The 20,297-nt window shown below is 61.6% G+C and carries 15 protein-coding genes; 9 read left to right on the plus strand and 6 right to left on the minus strand.

The annotated features are described in order from the left end of the window. Positions 1-6 precede the first annotated feature (6 nt). Entirely contained in the window at positions 7-1,884 is a 1,878-nt protein-coding gene (locus P3T21_RS10405; protein ID WP_429255845.1) for an amidohydrolase, read from the minus strand. 101 nt (positions 1,885-1,985) lie between these two features. After that, on the minus strand, positions 1,986-2,621 hold the full coding sequence (locus tag P3T21_RS10410) for a hydrolase (protein ID WP_429255846.1): 636 nt from the start codon (positions 2,619-2,621) through the stop codon (positions 1,986-1,988). A gap of 442 nt (positions 2,622-3,063) precedes the next feature. Between P3T21_RS10410 and P3T21_RS10415 the strand changes: the two genes are divergently transcribed. The 7 genes from P3T21_RS10415 (at position 3,064) to P3T21_RS10445 (ending at position 12,856) form a co-directional block, all read left to right on the plus strand. Beyond that, the gene (locus P3T21_RS10415) at positions 3,064-3,264 is read left to right on the plus strand and encodes a hypothetical protein (protein WP_429255847.1); all 201 of its coding nucleotides are present in this window, start codon (positions 3,064-3,066) and stop codon (positions 3,262-3,264) included. A 170-nt stretch (positions 3,265-3,434) separates the two neighbouring features. Continuing rightward, a complete protein-coding gene (locus tag P3T21_RS10420; RefSeq protein ID WP_429255848.1) occupies positions 3,435-5,780 on the plus strand; it encodes an FdhF/YdeP family oxidoreductase in 2,346 nt (781 codons plus the stop codon). Continuing rightward, positions 5,773-7,185 carry a cytochrome ubiquinol oxidase subunit I gene (locus P3T21_RS10425; protein ID WP_429255849.1) on the plus strand — a complete coding sequence of 471 codons (1,413 nt, stop codon included), beginning with the start codon at positions 5,773-5,775 and terminating at the stop codon, positions 7,183-7,185. Before P3T21_RS10420 ends, P3T21_RS10425 begins: the two co-directional genes overlap by 8 nt. 30 nt (positions 7,186-7,215) lie before the next feature. Continuing rightward, on the plus strand, positions 7,216-8,205 hold the full coding sequence (locus P3T21_RS10430) for a cytochrome d ubiquinol oxidase subunit II (protein ID WP_429255850.1): 990 nt from the start codon (positions 7,216-7,218) through the stop codon (positions 8,203-8,205). A 584-nt stretch (positions 8,206-8,789) separates the two neighbouring features. Further along, a complete protein-coding gene (poxB, locus tag P3T21_RS10435) occupies positions 8,790-10,511 on the plus strand; it encodes a ubiquinone-dependent pyruvate dehydrogenase (protein ID WP_429255851.1) in 1,722 nt (573 codons plus the stop codon). A 92-nt stretch (positions 10,512-10,603) separates the two neighbouring features. After that, complete coding sequence (locus tag P3T21_RS10440; protein WP_429255852.1) at positions 10,604-11,878, plus strand: MFS transporter; 1,275 nt, start codon at positions 10,604-10,606, stop codon at positions 11,876-11,878. A gap of 186 nt (positions 11,879-12,064) precedes the next feature. Then, entirely contained in the window at positions 12,065-12,856 is a 792-nt protein-coding gene (locus P3T21_RS10445) for a phosphate/phosphite/phosphonate ABC transporter substrate-binding protein (protein ID WP_429255853.1), read from the plus strand. A gap of 13 nt (positions 12,857-12,869) precedes the next feature. Here the strand turns inward: P3T21_RS10445 and P3T21_RS10450 are convergent, their stop codons facing one another. The 4 genes from P3T21_RS10450 to P3T21_RS10465 all read right to left on the minus strand — a co-directional run bounded on the left by P3T21_RS10450 (position 12,870) and on the right by P3T21_RS10465 (position 18,581). Beyond that, a complete protein-coding gene (locus P3T21_RS10450; RefSeq protein ID WP_429255854.1) occupies positions 12,870-14,879 on the minus strand; it encodes an acetyl/propionyl/methylcrotonyl-CoA carboxylase subunit alpha in 2,010 nt (669 codons plus the stop codon). A 70-nt stretch (positions 14,880-14,949) separates the two neighbouring features. Beyond that, complete coding sequence (locus tag P3T21_RS10455; protein WP_429255855.1) at positions 14,950-15,735, minus strand: enoyl-CoA hydratase/isomerase family protein; 786 nt, start codon at positions 15,733-15,735, stop codon at positions 14,950-14,952. A gap of 23 nt (positions 15,736-15,758) precedes the next feature. Continuing rightward, the gene (locus tag P3T21_RS10460; RefSeq protein WP_429255856.1) at positions 15,759-17,366 is read right to left on the minus strand and encodes a carboxyl transferase domain-containing protein; all 1,608 of its coding nucleotides are present in this window, start codon (positions 17,364-17,366) and stop codon (positions 15,759-15,761) included. 33 nt (positions 17,367-17,399) lie between these two features. Beyond that, positions 17,400-18,581 (minus strand): isovaleryl-CoA dehydrogenase, encoded by a 1,182-nt coding sequence (locus P3T21_RS10465; protein ID WP_429255857.1) that lies wholly within the window; start codon positions 18,579-18,581, stop codon positions 17,400-17,402. 263 nt (positions 18,582-18,844) lie between these two features. On the opposite strand from P3T21_RS10465, the gene P3T21_RS10470 reads away from it, so the two are divergent. Further along, a complete protein-coding gene (locus P3T21_RS10470) occupies positions 18,845-19,639 on the plus strand; it encodes a TetR/AcrR family transcriptional regulator (protein ID WP_429255935.1) in 795 nt (264 codons plus the stop codon). Between the two features lie 97 nt (positions 19,640-19,736). Then, a complete protein-coding gene (locus P3T21_RS10475) occupies positions 19,737-20,279 on the plus strand; it encodes an ankyrin repeat domain-containing protein (RefSeq protein WP_429255858.1) in 543 nt (180 codons plus the stop codon). Positions 20,280-20,297 lie beyond the last annotated feature (18 nt).

Below are 20,297 nucleotides of genomic sequence, written 5' to 3' on the forward strand. Positions count from 1 at the left end.
TTGCGCCTAGAACGCGAAGCAGCTGCAACCGAGCGCGCCCCAGAACGTATTCGCGTCGCTGGCGGGCACGTTGCTGCGCCACGCCCACGCATGCGCATGACGATGCACGCCACACAGGTTCACACACGCGTCGTTGCACGACTGCTGCAGCGACGCCGTGGGACGATAGCGCGCATAGCCGCCGTACTCCGCGACGGGCGACCACGTCGGGCTGACGGGCAGCGCGGGCGGGCCGAACCTTTCGAACTCGTCGGCAGCGTAGACGACGCGGCCGTTGACAACCGTCAGCACCGAAGTCAGAAGCTTGATGGCGCCTTCGTCGATCGTGAAATAGTCGTCGCTAAGCACCGCGAAATCGGCAAGCTGGCCAGGCACAAGCGCGCCCTTCTTCGTCTCGTCGTTCGAGAACCATGCGCTGCCCACCGTATATCGGCGCAGCGCCTCCATGCGATCCAGACGGTCCTGCGCCGCGTACATCGGCGTGCCGCCCACCGTGCGTCCCGAAACGAGCCAGTACAGCGAAACGAACGGATTGAAGCTCGCGACGCGCGTCGCGTCCGTCCCCGCGCCGACGGGCAGCCCTGCCGCGAGCATCTGCCGAACAGGCGGCGTGTGCGCGACGGCCTCGGCGCCATAGCGGGCGATGAAGTATTCGCCCTGATACGCCATCCGGTGCTGGACGGCGATGCCGCCGTCCAGCGCGGCAATGCGTTCGATATTGCGCGCAGAAATGGTTTCGCAGTGGTCGAAGAACCAGCGCAGGCCGTCGAAAGGTGTGTCCTGATTGACGCGCTCGAATACGTTGAGAAAGCGCTCGATCGACTCGTCGTAGGTTGCGTGCAATCTGAACGGCCAGCGGTTTTGCACCAGCAGTCGCACGACAGCTTCGAGTTCGCTCTCCATTGCGCCCGGCAGGTCGGGACGCGGCTCCAGAAAATCTTCGAAGTCGGCGGCGGAGAACACGAGCATTTCGCCCGCGCCGTTCATCTTCAGGAAATCGTCGCCGTCGCCGGGCTTTGTGAGCTTGACCCACTTCGCGAAGTCTTCGATTTCCTTCTTCGCGTTCTGCGTAAACAGGTTGTAGGCGATACGCACTGTCAGTTCGTTGCGCTTTGCGAGCTCCATGATGACCGCGTAGTCGTCGGGATACGCCTGATAGCCGCCGCCCGCATCGATAGCGCTCGTCACGCCGAGCCGGTTCAGTTCGCGCATGAACTGGCGTGACGAATTCAACTGGTCGTCGAACGGCAGCTTCGGTCCTTTTGCGAGCGTCGCGTACAGCAGGCCCGCATTCGGACGCGCGATCAGCATGCCCGTCGGATTTCCACGCCGATCGCGCTGAATCTCGCCGCCCGGCGGATTCGGCGTTTCGCGGTCATAGCCGACAGCGCGCAGCGCCGCGGCGTTGAGCAGTGCGCTGTCGTAGAGGTGCAGGATAAAGACAGGCGTATCCGGCGCGATCGCGTTGATCTCTTCAAGCGTCGGCCCTCGCTTCTCCGCGAACTGGAATTCGTTCCATCCGCCGACGACGCGCACCCATTGCGGCGCAGGCGTGCGCGCGACCTGCGCACGCAGCATCTCGAGTGCATCGCGCAGCGACGGCACGCCATCCCAGCGCAGTTCGAGATTGAAATTCAAACCGCCGCGAATGACGTGAAGATGCGAATCGTTGAGGCCCGGAACGACGGTGCGCCCCTTCAAATCGATGCGACGGGTGGACTCGTTCGCCCATTGCATCATGTCGTGATCGTTGCCGCTCGCGACGATCACGCCTTTCGCGACAGCGAGCGCAGTCACGAACGAACGCTTGTCGTTCTGCGTCGCGATCTTGCCGTTATAGATCACTATGTCCGCAATGCGGGTGGGCCGAATAGACGCGGTCATCGTCGCTCTCCTTGGTCGTGGTCAGGCGCATCTCACGCGCGACGACAGCGGCGTCGCGCGTGAAAGCATGGTGTGGGAATGCTTGGGGCGATCAGCCCCGATCAGCCCGCCTCGCTCGCGTGTTCGCCGAGAATCTGCTTCGCATAGCGCACGCCAATGCCATACGAGGTGTGCGCCTTGAAGATATCCATGGCGCCGTCGTACGTTTCGCCGCGCGCCCAGTCGCGTTGCAGTTCGCACATGAACTGCACCGACGTCATCGGCACGGCGCCTGCCTGGACGACGCGCTGCACGGCACGCTCATGGGCTTCTTCGGTGATGTCACCGCAGGCATCCGTCGGCACGTAGATCTCGAAGCCTTCGGCCAGCATCTGCACGGTCGGGAAAGCGACGCACACTTCCGTCCACAGACCGGCGATCACGATCTTCTTGCGGCCCGTGGCCTTGATCGCATCGCGAAAGCCCTTGTCTTCCCACGAGTTCATCGACGTGCGATCGATCGGTTTCGTCTCCGGAAACACCGACTGAACTTCCGGCAGCAGATGGCCGCTAAAAGAATCGGCGGCGACCGTCGTCAGAACGGTCGGCACCTTGAAGAGCTTCGCGCTCTTCGCGAGAATCTGGACGTTGTGCAGGATGGTCGAGCGCTCGTGCGAGTGCGTGCCGAAGAACATCTGCGGCTGGTGGTCGATAAGCGCGAGTGCGCATGTGTCGGGCGTCAACAGTTCATAAGCCACGAATAGCTCCATTTTGCGAGAATGCGAGGGACCCGCACGGTTTCATGAAGGCAACTGTGCCAGCGTCCGGTTAGTGGATGAGTTCAGTCGACGTTGCATCGGTGAGGCAAGCGTCCACGGAAACAACATATAACGTTGCGCTCGATCGAGACATTGCATGTTTATGTAATCGGAGGCACGTCCAGGTGCCTGGCCTCGTTGTTCAACAAGTGTCGAGCGCCGATAGCCTCGCTGGGCTGATTCCAGATTCATGTAATAGCCGTCCTTTGCCCCGACAACTATTATCAATAACATGGCACAACGAAACGTTCAGTTCAGTCACTACGGCTTGGTGATTGCACCGCGGACCTCGACGTGACCGCGGGCTAGCGAGACGCAACCGTCCGAATTCATCCATGCACTGGCTTTGATCTGCACGGACTGATCACAGGAGTATGCCGAGATGAAACTCGACGCGACTACTTTCCGGCAACTGCGTCGTCTTGCTCCAGTACTGGACGACGTACTCAACGCGGGCGAGGTTGAGTATCCACATCAGGCCGTGAATCTGGCTGCACTGGCAGCCTTGTGTTCGCAGCTATTCCAGACATACGAGCTCCGCAAGCCAGTCGGGATGGAGCAGGCACGCGTCGACGCGAAATAGGTTGGCCGTCGAATGCAATCCGCAGTCGGTGGAAAACACCGACGACAGCGCAAACGACGGGTAATCAGGTGACGCTATCGAACCGGCCGGCCTTGTGCAATTTGCGCGTAACAGTTCGCCGTGAAAGTAAGGCCCCTCGGGCTTTTTTGAACTGCCACAGGAAAACAGACATGGGCAAAAGGAAAGTAATCCGCGTCTACAGCGACCCTGCAGGCGGTTGGGGCGCGCTCAAGGCAACAGGCGAAGCCCTCGCGCTTCAAGGCATCGCCGTTTCCGGCGCGACGACACTATTGCATATGAATCAGCCGGAAGGCTTCGACTGTCCTGGCTGCGCGTGGCCCGACCCGAAGCACACGTCGTCGTTCGAGTTCTGCGAGAACGGCGCAAAGGCAGTCGCGTGGGAAGCGACGGCGAACCGCTGTACGCCGGAGTTCTTCGCCGCGCACAGCGTGTCCGAACTCACCGCATGGGATGACTACGACCTCGAAATGGTCGGACGCCTCACGCATCCGATGGCCTATGACCGCGCATCAGATCGCTATCTGCCCATCAGCTGGGAAGATGCATTCGCGCTCGTGGGCCGCCACCTGAATGCGCTGGATCATCCCGATCAGGCCGATTTCTACACGTCGGGCCGCGCGTCGAACGAAGCCGCGTTCCTCTATCAACTTTTTGTCCGTGAATTCGGCAGCAACAATTTCCCCGACTGCTCGAACATGTGCCACGAAGCAACGAGCGTCGGCCTGCCGCAATCGATCGGCGTCGGCAAAGGCACGGTCCTGCTCGAAGACTTCGAGCACGCCGACGCGATCTTCATCTTCGGACAAAACCCCGGCACCAACAGTCCACGGATGATGAGCGACCTTCATTCGGCGTCGCGGCGCGGCGCGAAGATCGTGTCGCTCAATCCGTTTCGCGAACGCGCGCTGGAACGGTTCGCTTCGCCGCAGAATCCGATCGAAATGGCGACGCTTGGTTATACCCCCATCAGCACCTTCCTGTACCAGGTACGTGTCGGCGGCGACGTCGCGGTGCTCAAGGGAATGATGAAGGCCATCGTCGAAGCCGACGACGCCGCGCTTGCCGCCGACGTGCCACGCATCCTCGACATTGAATTCATTCAGGGCCACACGCAGGGCGTCGAAGCGCTGCTGGACGACCTGCGCGCGACATCGTGGGACGCCATCGAGCGGCACTCGGGTCTCCCGCGCGCCGACATCGAGAACGCGGCACAGATCTACATGCAGGCGAAGAACGCGATCCTCGTCTACGGAATGGGCATTACGCAGCATCATCGCGGCACGGAGAACGTGCAGCAGATCGCGAACCTGGCGCTGCTGCGCGGCAACGTTGGGCGACTGGGCGCCGGCATTTGCCCCGTGCGCGGACATTCGAACGTGCAGGGCAACCGCACGGTCGGCATCACGGAAAAACCGTCGGCGCAGCTGATCGAAGGGATCGAGCGCGCCTTCGGGTTCCGCGCGCCGGAAGGCCACGGCCACGATGTGATTGCAACGATCGACTCGATGATGCGTGGCGACGCAAAGGTTTTCATCGCGCTGGGCGGCAATTTCGCAGCGGCGATTCCCGACTGGTTCCGTGTGCAGGCGGCGATCCGCAAGCTCGACCTGACAGTGCACATTGCGACGAAACTCAACCGCAGCCATCTCGTGCACGGCAAGGATGCGCTGATCCTGCCATGCCTCGGCCGCACGGAGATCGACATTCAGGCGGGGGGTCCGCAATCGATCACCGTCGAAGATTCGATGTCGATGGTGCACGCGTCCGCAGGCCGCAACGAACCCGCTTCGCCGCATCTGCTCAGCGAACCGGCCATCGTCGCGGGCATCGCGCGCGCGACGCTCGGCAAAAAATCCCGCGTGCCCTGGGAACACATGGTCGCGAACTACGACCGTATCCGCGATGCGATCGAAATCGTGTTCCCCATCTTCCAGGCGTTCAACGAGCGCATCCGCGTGCCGGGCGGCTTTCATCTCGCATCGACGGCGCGCGAACGCGTGTGGGCCACGCCGACGGGCCGCGCCAATTTCCTCGTCTTCAAGGGGCTCGACGAGAACCCCTGGCACAACGACCCCGAAGCGCTCTGCCTCACGACGATGCGCAGCCACGATCAGTACAACACCACGCTCTATTCGCACTCGGACCGCTATCGCGGCGTGTTCGGACAACGCGACGTCGTGTTCATGAACCAGCGCGAACTGGAAAAGCGCGGACTGCATCCGGGCGAGCGCGTCGATATCGTCGCGCTTTCGACGGATGGCATCGAGCGCGTCATCCGCAGCTTCAAGGTGGTCGAGTACTCGCTGCCCGACGGCTGTTGCGGCGCGTACTACCCCGAAGCGAATCCTCTCGTGCCGCTCTACGCGTTCGACCTGAATAGCCGCGCGCCGTCATACAAATCTGTGCCGGTGAAAGTGGTGCGTGCCGCCGCCGTGGGCCCGGATTCCGCGACGCGTGCAGTCGCCCTGCAACGCGAGGAGCCCCACCATGCCTGATCATGTTCTCGACCTGTCGCGCGCGCAGTTCGCGATGACCGCAGTCTTTCACATCCTCTGGCCGATCTTGACGATCAGCCTCTCCGCGTTCCTCCTGCTGATCGAAGCGCTGTGGATCAAGACAGGCGACGTGATGTACTACCGGCACGCGCGTTTCTGGAGCAAGCTGCTGGCACTGAACTTCGCAGTCGGCGTGGTCAGCGGCATTCCGATGGAGTTTCAGTTCGGCACCAACTGGGCGGGCTTCTCGCAGTACAGCGGCCAGTTCATCGGCAATATTCTCGGCTTCGAAGGCGCGATGGCCTTCATGCTCGAAGCAGGGTTCGTCGGTGTCATGCTGCTCGGCTGGGGACGCGTGCCGCGCGGCGTCCATCTGTTTGCGACGGCGATGGTCGCGCTCGGTTCGAGCATCTCGGCGTTCTGGATCATGGTCGCCAATTCGTGGATGCAGACGCCGGCGGGCTATGCCATCGTCAACGGCAAGATCGAGGTGACCGACTATGTCGCCGCGATCTTCAACCCCGACATGGTGTGGGGCGTGTCGCACATGTGGGTCGCGGCAATCGAAACAGGCATGTTCGTGATTGCGGGCATCTCGGCATGGAGCCTCTTTCGCAAGCGCCAGCCCGAGTTCTTCGCGCGTTCATTCAAGATCGCGCTCACCTTGCTCGTCTTTGTTGCGCCGCTACAGATCTGGCTCGGCGATTCGAGCGGCGTGAGCGTGTTCGAATCGCAGCCCGCAAAGGGCGCGGCAATCGAAGGCCACTGGCACACCAACCCGCCGGGCACGGGCGCATCGTGGTCGCTGCTCGCATGGCCAGATCAGAAGGCGCAGCGCAACGACTGGTCGCTGGAAATCCCCGGCATGCTGAGCGTCCTCGGCACGCACTCGCTGCACGGTCACGTAAAGGGTCTCACCGACTTCAAGCCCGAAGACCAGCCGCCGATGATTCCGCTCCTCTACTACGCCTTCCGCGTGATGGCGGGGATCGGTTTCGCTTTCATGTTGCTCGCGTTCTGGACGGCGTACGCGTTGCGCAAGACGCGCGGCAGCCTATATGCGCTGCTTGCGCAACGCAAGCTGTTGCTTGCCTGGGTGCTGTGCATACCGCTGCCTTATGTCGCCGTCGAGGCGGGCTGGATCGTCCGCGAAGTGGGACGTCAGCCGTGGGTGGTCTATGGGCTGCTGCGCACGAATCAGGCGGTATCGAGCGTGGCCGCGACGTCGGTCTCGCTCAGCATGGCGATGTTCTTCGCGTTCTATGTCGTGCTGCTCGTCACGTTCTTCGTCCTCGCGCGCCGCTGGCTGCGCAAAGGCCCCGATCTGACCAGTGTGCCGCCCGCCAACGTCACCGCACGCGGCGCTTCCGCCACGACCACCCCGCCCCCCACTTCCGGCTATTGATGCCGCTTACCCAGCTCACGAGGTTGCCTCATGGATAGCTCTGCCCATTCGCTGCTGGCCTATATCTGGTTTGGCCTGCTCGGCCTGATGCTGGTGTTCTACGTTGTCACAGACGGCTTCGATCTCGGCATCGGCATTCTGAGTCTGCTGCGCTCGCGGCGCACGGATCGCGACGTCATGGTCCAGTCAATCGGGCATGTATGGGACGCCAACGAAACATGGCTGGTCGTGCTTGGCGGCGGGCTGTTTGGTGCATTTCCCATCGCGTACGCACAGCTGATGCAGGACCTCTATCTGCCCATCATGGCGCTGATCGCCGGGCTCATCATGCGCGGAGCCACGATCGAATTCCGTCATAGCGTCGAGCACGGTCCGCTGTGGGACAAGGTGTTCGGCTTTGGCAGCCTGATCGCGGCGCTCGCGCAGGGCGTCGTGCTCGGCAAGGTCATCACGGGTTTCGTGCCGGGCGAGTTGAACAGGGCGTTCATCGTCGTGGCAGCGATCGGCGTCGTCGCGGGCTATGCGTTGCTGGGCGCGACGTATCTGGTGGCAAAAACTGTCGGCATGATTGAGCAATGGGCGCGGCGCATGGCGTTGCTGAGCGCGGTCCTGACGGTTGTCGCCGCAGTGCTGCTGACGGCTGCGACCTGGTTCTTCGGTGGCGTCGGCCTCGAACGCTGGTCGCAGCCGGGCGTCATGCATGTGCTGATCGCGCTCGGCCTCGCAGCAGCGCTTGCGTTCGCCTTCATCATGACATCGCTCTATCTTGGCGCGGCGCGCGGTCCGTTCCGCGGCGCGGTGGCCCTCTTCATCGTGTCGTTCGTCGGTCTAGCGGTGAGCCTGTTCCCGGACTTCGTGCCCGGCAAGCTGGGCATCATCGAGGCCGCTTCCGATTCTCGGACACTCGCGTTCATGCTCGCCGGTATCGGGCTGATCTTTCCCGTGATGATCGGCTATAACCTGTACCAGTACTACATCTTTCGCGGCAAGGTGGTTGGCGAAGCACATGCGGGCGATTGATCTGCGCCATCCCTTATTAGACAACTTTATCGGCTGCGGTAGTGACAGTCCAACCACGCGATACGGCGAAGCATTCCTGGAGTACGGTACGATTGCACGCCGCGTTCATATGATGTCTGGACAACGCGAAGTACTGCCGGATCGTGCCGAAGCATGAGAGAAATGCCTGCGTGCCTCACCGGCCCGCTGATATACCGTGTCACGCCTGGCGCGACCAGTTGAAAGGCTGGCTATTGGAAGACCTCGCGACGTCAGCCTGGATATGGTCACGCCTCGCCCTTTGATCAAGCGTCCGCAGAAACAACATATACCGTTGTGCCCGGCCGAGACATTGCATGTTTATGTAATCCGGGGCACGTCCAGGTGCCTGGTCTCTGCTCAACAAGCGCCGAGCGCCAATAGCCTCGCTGGGCTGATTCCAGATTCATGTAATAGCCGTCCTTCGCCCCGCCAACTATCCTCAAGAACATTCAGGTTTTCATCGTCCCATCTCAAAGGACGACGCGCTCACGCGGGATGTGTCTCTTTTGTCTCTCAGGGAAGCATCCGGCTTGTAGTAATTTTCTAATCTATGGAGATATGAAATGGCAACGATAGCTGCCGACTACATGGTTGGTGCACTGGCAAATGCGGGAGTGAAGCGTGTGTTCGGTGTGGCGGGGGATTCGCTTAATGGATTCACGGATTCCCTGCGCCGGGATGGTTCGATTGAATGGGTTCACATGCGGCACGAGGAAAGCGCGGCTTTCGCCGCTGGCGCCGAGGCTCATCTCACGGGGCAACTCGCAGTCTGCTGTGGGAGCTGCGGTCCGGGGAATCTGCACCTTATCAACGGCTTGTTCGACTGCCATCGGAGCGGTGTTCCTGTTCTCGCTATCGCCGCGCATATCCCAAGTACGGAAATCGGCACCGACTATTTTCAGGCTACCCACCCCGAAGTGCTGTTCAAGGAATGTAGTCACTACGTCGAACTCGTTCACAGTCCCGACCAGCTACCGCAAATTCTGGGCCGCGCCATCCGGACGGCAGTTGCGCGTAACGGCGTCGCTGTTGTCGTCGTACCTGGAAATGTGGCACTCGGGCCACTCGCAAAACCTGTGCCGAACTGGAGCGCGCCTGCCGCTCCTGTGATTCGCCCATCGAACGACGACGTCGCGGAACTCGCACGTCTCTTGAACCGGTCGTCGCGAGTGACGTTGCTGTGTGGGGCGGGTTGCAAGGATTCCCACGCGGAAGTCGTAGAACTCGCCCGCAAGCTGCAAGCGCCAATCGTGCACTCGCTGCGAGGAAAGGAGTACATCGAATATGATAACCCGTTCGATGTGGGAATGACGGGCCTCATCGGTTTCGCCTCCGGTTATGCCGCGATGAAGAGTTGCGACATGCTCCTGATGTTGGGTACCGACTTCCCTTATCGACAGTTCTACCCTGAGGGGGTGACCATCGCGCAAGTCGATACAAGGGCGGAAGCGCTCGGCAATCGATGCCCGATAGAGCTCGGCGTATTGGGAACAGTCAAGGATACGCTCAATGAACTTCTTCCAATGATTCAGGAGAAAGCGGACAGCAGCTTCCTGAATCACGCGCTCGACGACTATCGCAAGGCTCGCAAGAGTCTGGATGCGCTGGCGGAGCCGGAAGCGGGCAGCAGCATCATCCATCCGCAGTACGTAACCCGGCTCGTCAGCGAACTCGCAGACGAGGATGCCATCTTCTCCTGCGACGTCGGCACCCCCGTCGCATGGGCAGCCAGATATCTGAAGATGAACGGCAAACGACGACTGGTTGGTTCGTTCAATCACGGCTCGATGGCCAACTCGCTGTTGCACTCGATTGGCGCGCAGGCGACTTTCAGGGACCGACAGGTGATCTCGATGTCAGGTGACGGCGGCTTCAGCATGATGATGGGTGAATTTCTCACGCTGATTCAGACAGGTTTGCCGGTCAAAGTCGTCGTGCTTAACAATGGAACGCTGGGTTTCGTGGAAATGGAGATGAAGGCCAGTGGGTTCATTGATACGGGATGTGACCTGAAAAATCCGAACTTCGCCGCAATGGCCAATGCGATCGGAATCAAAGGCGTGCGCGTCGAGCACCCTGCGGAGCTGGAAGGAGCCCTACGCGAAGCATTCGCCCATCCGGGTCCGGCTCTCGTCGACGTAGTGAGTGCACGCCAGGAGCTCGTGATGCCTCCTGCGACCACCGCTGACCAGACTTATCACTTTGGGCTGTTTATGCTTCGTGCCGTCATGGACGGTCGAGGCCAGCAGCTCATCGATCTCGCGAAGGTCAATCTGTTCCGGTAGTGCGGTCCGTAAGTGTGCAGGGACCGTTATCCAAACCCCTCACTTGTTACGTCACCCGTCCCGAACATCGGCAACTCAAAGGGAATCGAACCATGTCCAGCAAGGTCGTAAGCACGGTAAATATTCCATCAGACCGCGAGCCCATACACATGGGTTTCGTCATCGCCTGGCTTTTCTGTGCCGCGTTCTACTTCATGCAGTACATGCTGCGTTCCGCGCCGGGCGTGATGATTCCCGAGTTGAGTACGGCGTTCGCCCTGGATACGCTGGGCGTGGGCGCGCTCGTTGGCCTGTACTACTACACCTATGCGCTGTTCTCGATCGTTTGCGGTGCGTTGCTCGATCGACTCGGCGGCAAGGCTGTCATTCCGGCCGGCATCGTTCTCGTTGCCGTCGGGGCGGCCCTGTTCGGCCTGGGCAGCGTGGAGGCCGCGCAGATCGGCCGCCTGCTGCAAGGCGCGGGTTCGGCGTGTGGGTTCATCGGCGCGGTGTATCTCGCCACGCACGGCTTTCCTCCGCGTTCTCTCGCGACGGCGGTCGGTTTTACTCAATGCTTCGGCATGCTGGGCGGCTCCGCGGGTCAGTTCGCCGTTGCGCCGCTCATTCACGGCCTCATCACGTGGCAGCAGTTCTGGTGGTTGTCCGGCCTCGTCATCTTTTTGATCGCCGTGCTGGTGCTCATCGCGACGCCGGCAGCCCATGACGACAGCCCAGCCAGCCAGGGCTCGTGGATGAAGATGTTCGCGCCGTACAAGGAAGTGCTGTCCAATCCGCAGTCGTACCTTTGCGGTTTCTGCGCCGGCCTGCTGTTCTTGCCGACTACGGTAGGCGACATGATCTGGGGCATTCCGTTCCTGCGCAACGGTCTCGACGTCAGCTATGCGGAGGCCGTCAATCGCGCGAGCATGGTGCCGCTCGGCTGGGTGATCGGCTGCCCACTGTTAGGCTACCTGTCTGACCGTCTGGGCCGCCGCAAGCCGGTGTTGATCGCCGGCGCACTGCTCATGCTTGCGTCGGGCGCGGGCATTTTCTATCTGCCGGCCGGCGTGGCGCCGCCTTACGTGCTCGGCCTGCTGCTCGGCATCGGCTCCGGCGCGGCAATGCTGCCTTACACAGTGATCAAGGAAGTCAATCCGGACAACGTGAAGGGCAGCGCCACCGGCGGGATCAATTTCATGGTGTTCGCGTTCAGCGCGTTGCTCGCGCCCGCGTACGGCAAGCTGCTCACCCACTTCGCGAACGGCGGCGCAATGAGCCTGCCGGTGTTCCGCGCAGCCGGCTCGTGGCTGCTCGGTGGCATCGTGCTCGCAATGGTGCTTGCGATGTTCATGCGCGAGACCGGACCGCGCGGACGCGCTAACGCGTGAGGCTGTACATTCAGGCCAGCAGGTTCGCAAGAGATTTCAAAACCTGTCGCGCACGTCGTGCATCCGTTTGCCGACGGCGTGCCGGCTCGCACCGTCTTCGCGACGCGGTTGTCGATCGATGCCATCGGCGCTGTCAGTAACGATGAAAACGCGCGGCTTGCCGGCTGATATGCCAGAATCTGCGACATGAACTGGATCACAGCGCTTCCGATGTACAACGTGACGCCCGCCCTGACCGCTGACTGGCGCGCGTTTCTCGCCGACGTCCTGCGTAAAGCGGCACCGCAGGCACTTATCGTCGATCCCGATAATTCGCTGCACGCATTCTGGCGTCGCCCCGATCTCCTGATTTCGCAAACATGTGGTTATCCGCTGATGCATGGCCTGCGCGACCATGTGCAGTTGATTGCCACACCGCATTTCGATGCGCCGGGTTGCGTCGGTGCGGACTATTCGAGCGTGATCGTGACGCGCGCAGAGGGGCCCGTTCACTCGCTTGAAGCATCGCGCGGCCTGCGCGTCGCATTCAATCAGGATGATTCGAACAGCGGGATGAATGCGCTGCGGCACGCGATCGCGCCACTTTCACGCGACGGCTCGTTCTTTGCGGACGTGGTTCAGACCGGCTCGCATATCGGCTCACTCACGGCACTCGCAGAAAATCGGGCTGATGTTGCCGCGATCGATTGCGTGACAATGGCTTTCGTACGGGATACGCTGCCGCAGCTCGCGCAAGCGGTGCGGGATATTGGCTGGACACAGGCGTCGCCGGGACTGCCGCTGATTGCCAGCAGGCATGTGCCAGTGCCCGTGGTGGAGGCGCTTCGCAGCGCACTGGATCATGCCCGGCGTAGCGATCCCATCCGTGCAAAACGCCTGCGTTTAAAGGGCTTTTCGACGCTGTCGCTGGCGGACTACGCCCGCGTCGAACAACTGGAGAGCGAGGCGCTGTCCTACGGTTATCCACACCTCGCCTGAAGCGCGTGCGAGGTCAACCCACTTCCATCACCAGCAACTGGGCGCCATCGGCGACCTGATCGCCGACCGCGTACAACACTTCGGCGATCTTTCCAGCTGCGGGCGCGCCGATCGTGTGCTCCATCTTCATTGCTTCCATCACGATGAGCGGCGTCCCCTTTTCCACTACCGCTCCCGGTTCGACCAGCACCGCGATCACCTTGCCCGGCATCGGCGCGGTGAGCCTGCCTTCGCCGTGCTCGGCGTCCGCCGCATGCGCAAGCAGGTTCTGCCATTCGAACGCAACCGCCGATCCGCGGCAGAAAACGTGAAACGTATCGTCATCGATAAATACGCGGCCTGTGACGCGCGAATCGCCGATGGTCGCACCGAACTCATGCGCGTCTTCGCCGCTCCACCACGTGAAGCTGTCGCGACGGCCCGCGTAATCGAGCGTTTGCGTTGCGCCGTCGCGCGCGAATGTGACGGCAATCGCCGTTTCGCTATCGATCTCGCGCCATGAAAGCGCCTGCGTATAGCCGCCATTCAGTCGCCAGTGCGATAGCGCGTCCCATGGCGAAGCACCATGCGCCGTACCGCCTTCGCGCGTCAGCAACGCGGCGCACGCAAGCGCGAGCGCTTCCCTGGAGGGCTTTTGCATCGGCGCAAAGAGCGCATCATGATGGCGCTCGATCAGGCCCGTATCGAGATCCGCCGACGAAAACGGTTCGCTGGTCACGATCCGCTGCAGGAATTCCACGTTCGTGTGCGGCCCGACGACTTCGCATTCGCGCAGCGCGCGATTCATCCTTGCGAGCGCTTCGTCGCGTGTCGCGCCGTGCACAATCAGCTTCGCAATCATCGGATCGTAGAACGGCGTGATCGTGTCGCCCTCGCGCACCCCGCTATCGATCCGCACCGGCGCGCGCACACCCGCATCACCCAGTGTAAATTCGACGCCTTCCGGCATGCGCAGATGCTTGAGCGTGCCCGTCGACGGCAGAAAGCCCCGTGCTGGATTTTCAGCGTAAATACGCGCTTCGATCGCGTGACCGTCGACGCGTAGTTCGTCCTGCGTCAGCGGCAACGGTTCATCGGCGGCAACACGCAACTGCCACTCGACGAGATCGAGACCCGTCACCATCTCCGTCACCGGATGCTCGACCTGCAGACGCGTATTCATTTCCATGAAGTAGAACGCGTCGCCCGTCATGATGAATTCGACGGTGCCCGCGCCCACGTACTCCACCGCGCGTGCCGCTGCAACAGCCGCTTCGCCCATCGCGATACGCAACGATGTATCAAGGCCAGGCGCGGGCGCTTCTTCCAGCACCTTCTGATGCCGACGCTGCACCGAGCAGTCGCGATCGAACAGCCACACCGCGCCGCCATGACGGTCCGCGAACACCTGCACTTCGACGTGACGCGGCCGTGTCAGATACTTTTCGATCAGCACGCGATCGTTGCCAAAGCTGCTTGCTGCTTCGCGCTTGCATGAAGCGAGCGCAGCTGCGAAATGTTCGCTACGCTCGACCACGCGCATGCCCTTTCCGCCACCGCCCGCGCTCGCTTTCAGCAGCACGGGATAGCCGATTGCGTCCGCTTCACGATGGAGCAACGTCGTGTCCTGATCGTCGCCGTGGTAGCCCGGCACGAGCGGCACCGCAGCCGAATGCATCAACGCCTTGGCTGCCGCCTTCGAGCCCATCGCGGCAATCGCGCTGACCGGCGGGCCGATAAAGACAATGCCCGCCTTTTCGCACGCATGCGCGAAATCCTCGTTTTCCGACAGGAAGCCGTAGCCCGGATGCACGGCCTGCGCACCGGTGGCACGCGCGGCCTCGATGATGCGTTCGATACGCAGATAGCTCTCCGCCACCGTCGATCCGCCGATATGGACCGCCTCATCGCACGCGGCGACGTGCTTCGCATGCGCGTCCGCGTCCGAATACACGGCGACGCTCGCAATGCCAAGGCGCTTGCACGTGGCCGCGACGCGGCACGCAATCTCGCCCCGGTTCGCAATCAGGATCTTGTTGAACATGAGGTGTCTCGCTCTCGGGCTGTTCTTTCTGCTGGGTGTCGTTGGATGCGCGCCGCGTTACTTGCAGGCATCAGGTACGCCATGCGGGCGCGCGTTTTTCAAGGAACGACGCGACGCCTTCGCGACCTTCCACGCTCGCGCGCACGCGCGCGATTCGCGCTGCGGTGTCCTCGATCAGCGCGGCGTCGAGCGTGCGGCCTGCTACGTCCTGCACGAGCTGTTTGCATTCGCGCACAGCATGTGGACTGTTTTCAGACAACGTTTCGGCAAGTTGCTGTACGGTGGCATCGAGTTGATCGGCGTTGATCATTTCGCTGACGAGACCCAGTCGCAATGCAGTCGCGCAATCGAACTGCTCCGCCGTGGTGAAGTAGCGGCGCGAAGCCTGCTCGCCGAGCGCGCGAATCACGTACGGTGCAATCGTGGCGGGAATCAGGCCCAGACGTGCTTCGGACAGACAGAAGCGCGCGGTATCGACGGATATCACGATATCGCAGGCGGAAACCAGCCCCATGCCACCCGCGTACACATCGCCATTCACGCGCGCGATCACAGGCTTGTTGCAGCGGTAGATCGCGCTCAGCATGTTCGCAAGACGCATCGCGTCGGCGCGGTTTTCCTCGTCGGAGAAACCGGCCATTTTCTTCATCCAGTTCAGGTCCGCGCCCGCGCAGAACGCCTTGCCGTTCGCGGCCAGCACGACGGCACGCACATCGTCGCGTTCGTTCAGCGATTCGAACGCGGCTGTCAGTTCAGCGATCATTGCCTCGTTGAATGCGTTGCGTACGTCAGGTCGATTCAGCGTCACGGTCGCTATCTGACCAGCAAACGCGACGTCCACGTTTTCGTATTGCATGATGCTGGACTCCTTCGCGTGCATCACATTCTGAACACGCCGAACCGCGTGTCTTCGATCGGCGCATTCATCGACGCCGACAAACCCAGACCCAATACGTCGCGCGTCTGCGCCGGATCGATCACGCCGTCATCCCAGAGGCGCGCGCTCGCGTAATACGGATGCCCCTGATGCTCGTACTGATCGCGGATCGGCTGCTTGAATGCTTCTTCCTGTTCCGCAGTCCACGTGCCGCCCTTGCCTTCGATGCCATCACGCTTGACAGTCGCCAGCACCGACGCAGCCTGCTCACCGCCCATCACCGAAATGCGCGCGTTCGGCCACATCCACAGGAAACGCGGCGAATACGCACGGCCACACATGCCGTAGTTACCGGCGCCAAACGACCCGCCGATGATCACCGTGAACTTCGGCACCTTCGCGGTCGCGACGGCTGTCACCATCTTCGCGCCGTTGCGTGCAATGCCTTCGTTCTCGTACTTGCGGCCCACCATGAAGCCGGTGATGTTCTGCAGGAACACGAGCGGAATCTTGCGCTGACAGCACAGTTCGATGAAGTGCGCGCCCTTGAGGGCGGATTCGGAAAAGAGAATGCCGTTGTTCGCGATGATACCGACCGGGTGACCCCAGATATGCGCGAAACCGCAGACGAGCGTCGTGCCATAACGGGCCTTGAATTCATCGAACGCGGAATCGTCGACGACACGCGCGATCACCTCGCGGATATCAAACGGCTTGCGCGTATCGACGGGAATCACGCCATATATGCTCTTGACGTCATGGCGCGGCGGCTTCGGTTCGCGCAGCGCGAGTGGCGCCTGCTTCGTGCGATTCAGATTACCAACGATGCTGCGCGCAATTGCGAGCGCATGCGCGTCGTTCTGCGCGAGATGATCAACGACGCCTGACAGACGCGTATGCACGTCGCCACCGCCGAGATCTTCAGCGCTCACCACTTCACCCGTCGCGGCTTTCACAAGCGGCGGGCCGCCGAGAAAAATGGTGCCCTGGTTCTTGACGATGATCGACTCGTCGCTCATCGCGGGCACGTATGCGCCGCCGGCGGTACACGAGCCCATCACAACCGCGATCTGCGGAATACCTTCAGCCGACAGGTTCGCCTGGTTGTAGAAAATGCGACCGAAGTGATCACGATCGGGAAACACGTCGTCCTGATTCGGCAGATTCGCGCCGCCCGAATCGACGAGATACACACACGGCAAGCGGTTTTCCGCAGCGATTTCCTGCGCACGCACGTGCTTCTTCACCGTTATCGGGTAGTAAGTGCCACCCTTGACGGTCGCATCATTGCAAACGATCACGCATTCCTGACCCGCAATGCGCCCAATGCCCGTGATGACGCCCGCGCCCGGCGCGTCGTTGCCGTACATACCGAATGCCGCGAGTTGCGACAGTTCGAGAAACGGCGTGCCTGGGTCGAGCAGTTGCGCGATGCGGTCGCGCGGGAGCAGCTTGCCGCGCGACACGTGCTTGTCACGCGCCGCTTCTCCACCGCCCAGCGACAGTTTTTCGATCTTCGTTTTCAGATCGGCAACCAGCGCTTCGAGCGCGGCCGCGTTTGCGCGGAAATCATCCGAGCGTGGATTCAGCTTTGTTTCAATGATCGGCATCGCGTGGCTCTCCGTTTCGCCGGGTAGTCCAACTTACATCGTCTCCGCGAACAGTTCGCGGCCGATCAGCATGCGACGGATTTCGCTCGTGCCTGCGCCGATCTCATACAGCTTGGCGTCGCGCCACAGACGCCCCACCGGGTACTCGTTGATGTAGCCATTGCCGCCCAGAATCTGGATCGCTTCACCCGCCATCCACGTCGCCTTTTCGGCCGTATAAAGAATCACGCCCGCGCAATCCTTGCGCACCTGGCGCACATGCTCCCCTCCGATGGTGTCGAGCTGACGACCGACCGCGTACAGATACGCGCGACACGCCTGCAACGTGGTGTACATATCCGCGACCTTGCCCTGAATCAGCTGGAATTCGCCGATCGACTGGCCGAACTGCTTGCGGTCGTGGATGTACGGCACGACCGAATCCATGACGGCGACCATGATGCCCGTCGGGCCGCCAGCCAGCACGGCGCGCTCATAATCGAGCCCGCTCATGAGCACTTTCACGCCGCCGTTCAGCTGGCCAAGGATGTTTTCTTCAGGCACTTCGACGTTTTCGAACACGAGTTCGCCCGTGTGCGAACCGCGCATGCCGAGCTTGTCGAGCTTCTGCGCGACTGAAAAGCCCTTCATGCCTTTCTCGACGATGAACGCGGTGATGCCGCGCGGACCGGCTTCGATATCGGTCTTTGCGTAGACAACGAGCGTGTCGCAGTCCGGCCCGTTCGTGATCCACATCTTGGTGCCGTTCAGCACATAGCGGTCGCCCTTCTTTTCGGCGCGCAGCTTCATGCTAACTACGTCCGAGCCGGCATTAGGTTCGCTCATCGCGAGCGCGCCGATGTGTTCGCCCGACACCAGCTTCGGCAGATATTTCTGCTTCTGCGCTTCGGTGCCGTTGCGGTGGATCTGGTTCACGCACAGGTTGGAGTGCGCGCCATATGACAGACCGACTGACGCCGACGCACGCGAGATCTCTTCCATCGCGACCATGTGCGCGGTGTAGCCCATGTTTGCGCCGCCGTACTCTTCGGAAACCGTCATGCCAAGCACGCCCAGGTCGCCGAATTTGCGCCACAGGTCCATCGGGAATTGATCGGTGCGGTCGATTTCCGCGGCACGAGGGGCGATTTCTTTGGCAGCAAACCCTGAAATGCTGTCCCGCAGCATCTCGATCTCTTCACCAAGCGGAAATTGCAAACCGGGCAGATTAGTCATTGATGTCTCCTGGAATTCTATGGCGGCCGTCCTGCTGGGCGGGCCGGCTTTCTGAGCGAGGCTCAGCGATCCTGTCAGGCCGTCCCCATCATGATCCATGAGGCTCAGCCGCTCAAGGCGAATTTCACGCCACATTTACGTATACGTCAACAGTTTTTTTGAGTATGGCTCAGTTATCTCCGATACGCCCTTCAAGGCTTCGTAGCCGTGCTAACATGGTTTTCATCGGGCGCATTGAGCGCACAAAACTGAACTGGACTCAAATCATGGCCGTCCTGAAGGCCGAACTGCCTCCGTCGCGCCGCCAGCCGGCCGGGCGCAAGTCGCAACAGCGTGTGAAGGAAATCCTTCAGACGGGGCGCGACGTCTTCTCTGAAAAGGGTTACGAGCGGGCGACGACGTCTGAAATCGCGCAGCGTCTCGGCGTTTCCGAGGCTACTGTATTCAGTTATTTCCGCGGGAAGCGTGAACTGTGCGCACGCGTGATCGGCGACTGGTATGACGAGATCATCGATGCCATCGAATCCGGCCTGCCGCGCGACGGCACTGTTCGTCAGCAGTTTGCGTTCATCGTGCGGATGCATCTGCGGCTGATGCTCGTCAACGGCACGGGGCTGTGTTCGCTCGTGCTGTCGGAAGGCCGTGCACGTCAGCACGAACTCAGTGAAGCGCTGGTTGACCTGCAGCGTCGTTACACGGCGCCGCTGATGCGGGTGCTCGCGCAAGGGCAGGAAACGGGGCAAATCCGGCAGGATGTGCCGCTGCGGTTGCTGCGCTCGATGGTGTTCGGGCCAATGGAACATGTGCTTTGGGACGCCACGCTGGTCAATCGCCGGATCGATATCGACGCCACCGCTGATCGTCTGATCGACGTGTTGTGGTCAGCGCTGCAGCCGCCCGATGCTTCGCTTGGCGCGCTGCTGCAGTTTCGCCATGTCGTCGGCGAGGCGACGCGGCAGCTCGAAGCGGCAGAAGCGGCGCAGAAGGTGGGAAATGCGGGCAATGCGGCACCCACCGCCCGGCGTACGCGCAAGGCATCGGGCGCGGGCGCAGCCTGACGACGAAGGCGGCCCGTGCGCGCCTTTCACATAAAATGAGTATCCTGACCGAAGTCCCGACGCCGCCTGACGGCGGGTCGCAACGGAGGAGCCCACTTTGACTGATCACCGCAACCCAACCGCAACACCGCAGCCTTCTACGGAAGTTGATCCTGACCTCATCGAGGTGGCGCGCGAAGTCTTCGAACTCGCGCGACGCGGCGACGCGGCCACGCTCGCCGTTGTCATTGAGAAAGGCGTGCCGCCGAATCTTCGCAATGAGAAAGGCGACAGCCTGCTGATGCTCGCGGCGTATCACGGCCACGTCGACGCGGTGCGCACGCTCGCGGAACGCGGCGCGGACCCGAATCTGCGTAACGACAACGGGCAGACGCCGATTGCGGGCGCGGCGTTCAAAGGGTTCAAAGGCGTTGTCGAAACGTTGCTCGCTCATGGTGCGGATGTCGAAGGCGCCTCGCCCGATGGCCGCACGGCGCTCATGATCGCCGCGATGTTCAATCGCACGGAGATCGTCGATCTGCTGATCGCAAACGGTGCTAACCCCAACGCGCGCGATGCCGGCGGGTTTACGCCGCTGGATGCAGCGAACAAGATGGGCGCGCCTGATACGCCAGCGATTCTTGCGAAGGCTAAGTCCTGAAAGGGGATGTCGGCCAGC

The organism is Paraburkholderia sp. GAS334, from assembly GCF_050436625.1.
Lineage (GTDB): Bacteria > Pseudomonadota > Gammaproteobacteria > Burkholderiales > Burkholderiaceae > Paraburkholderia.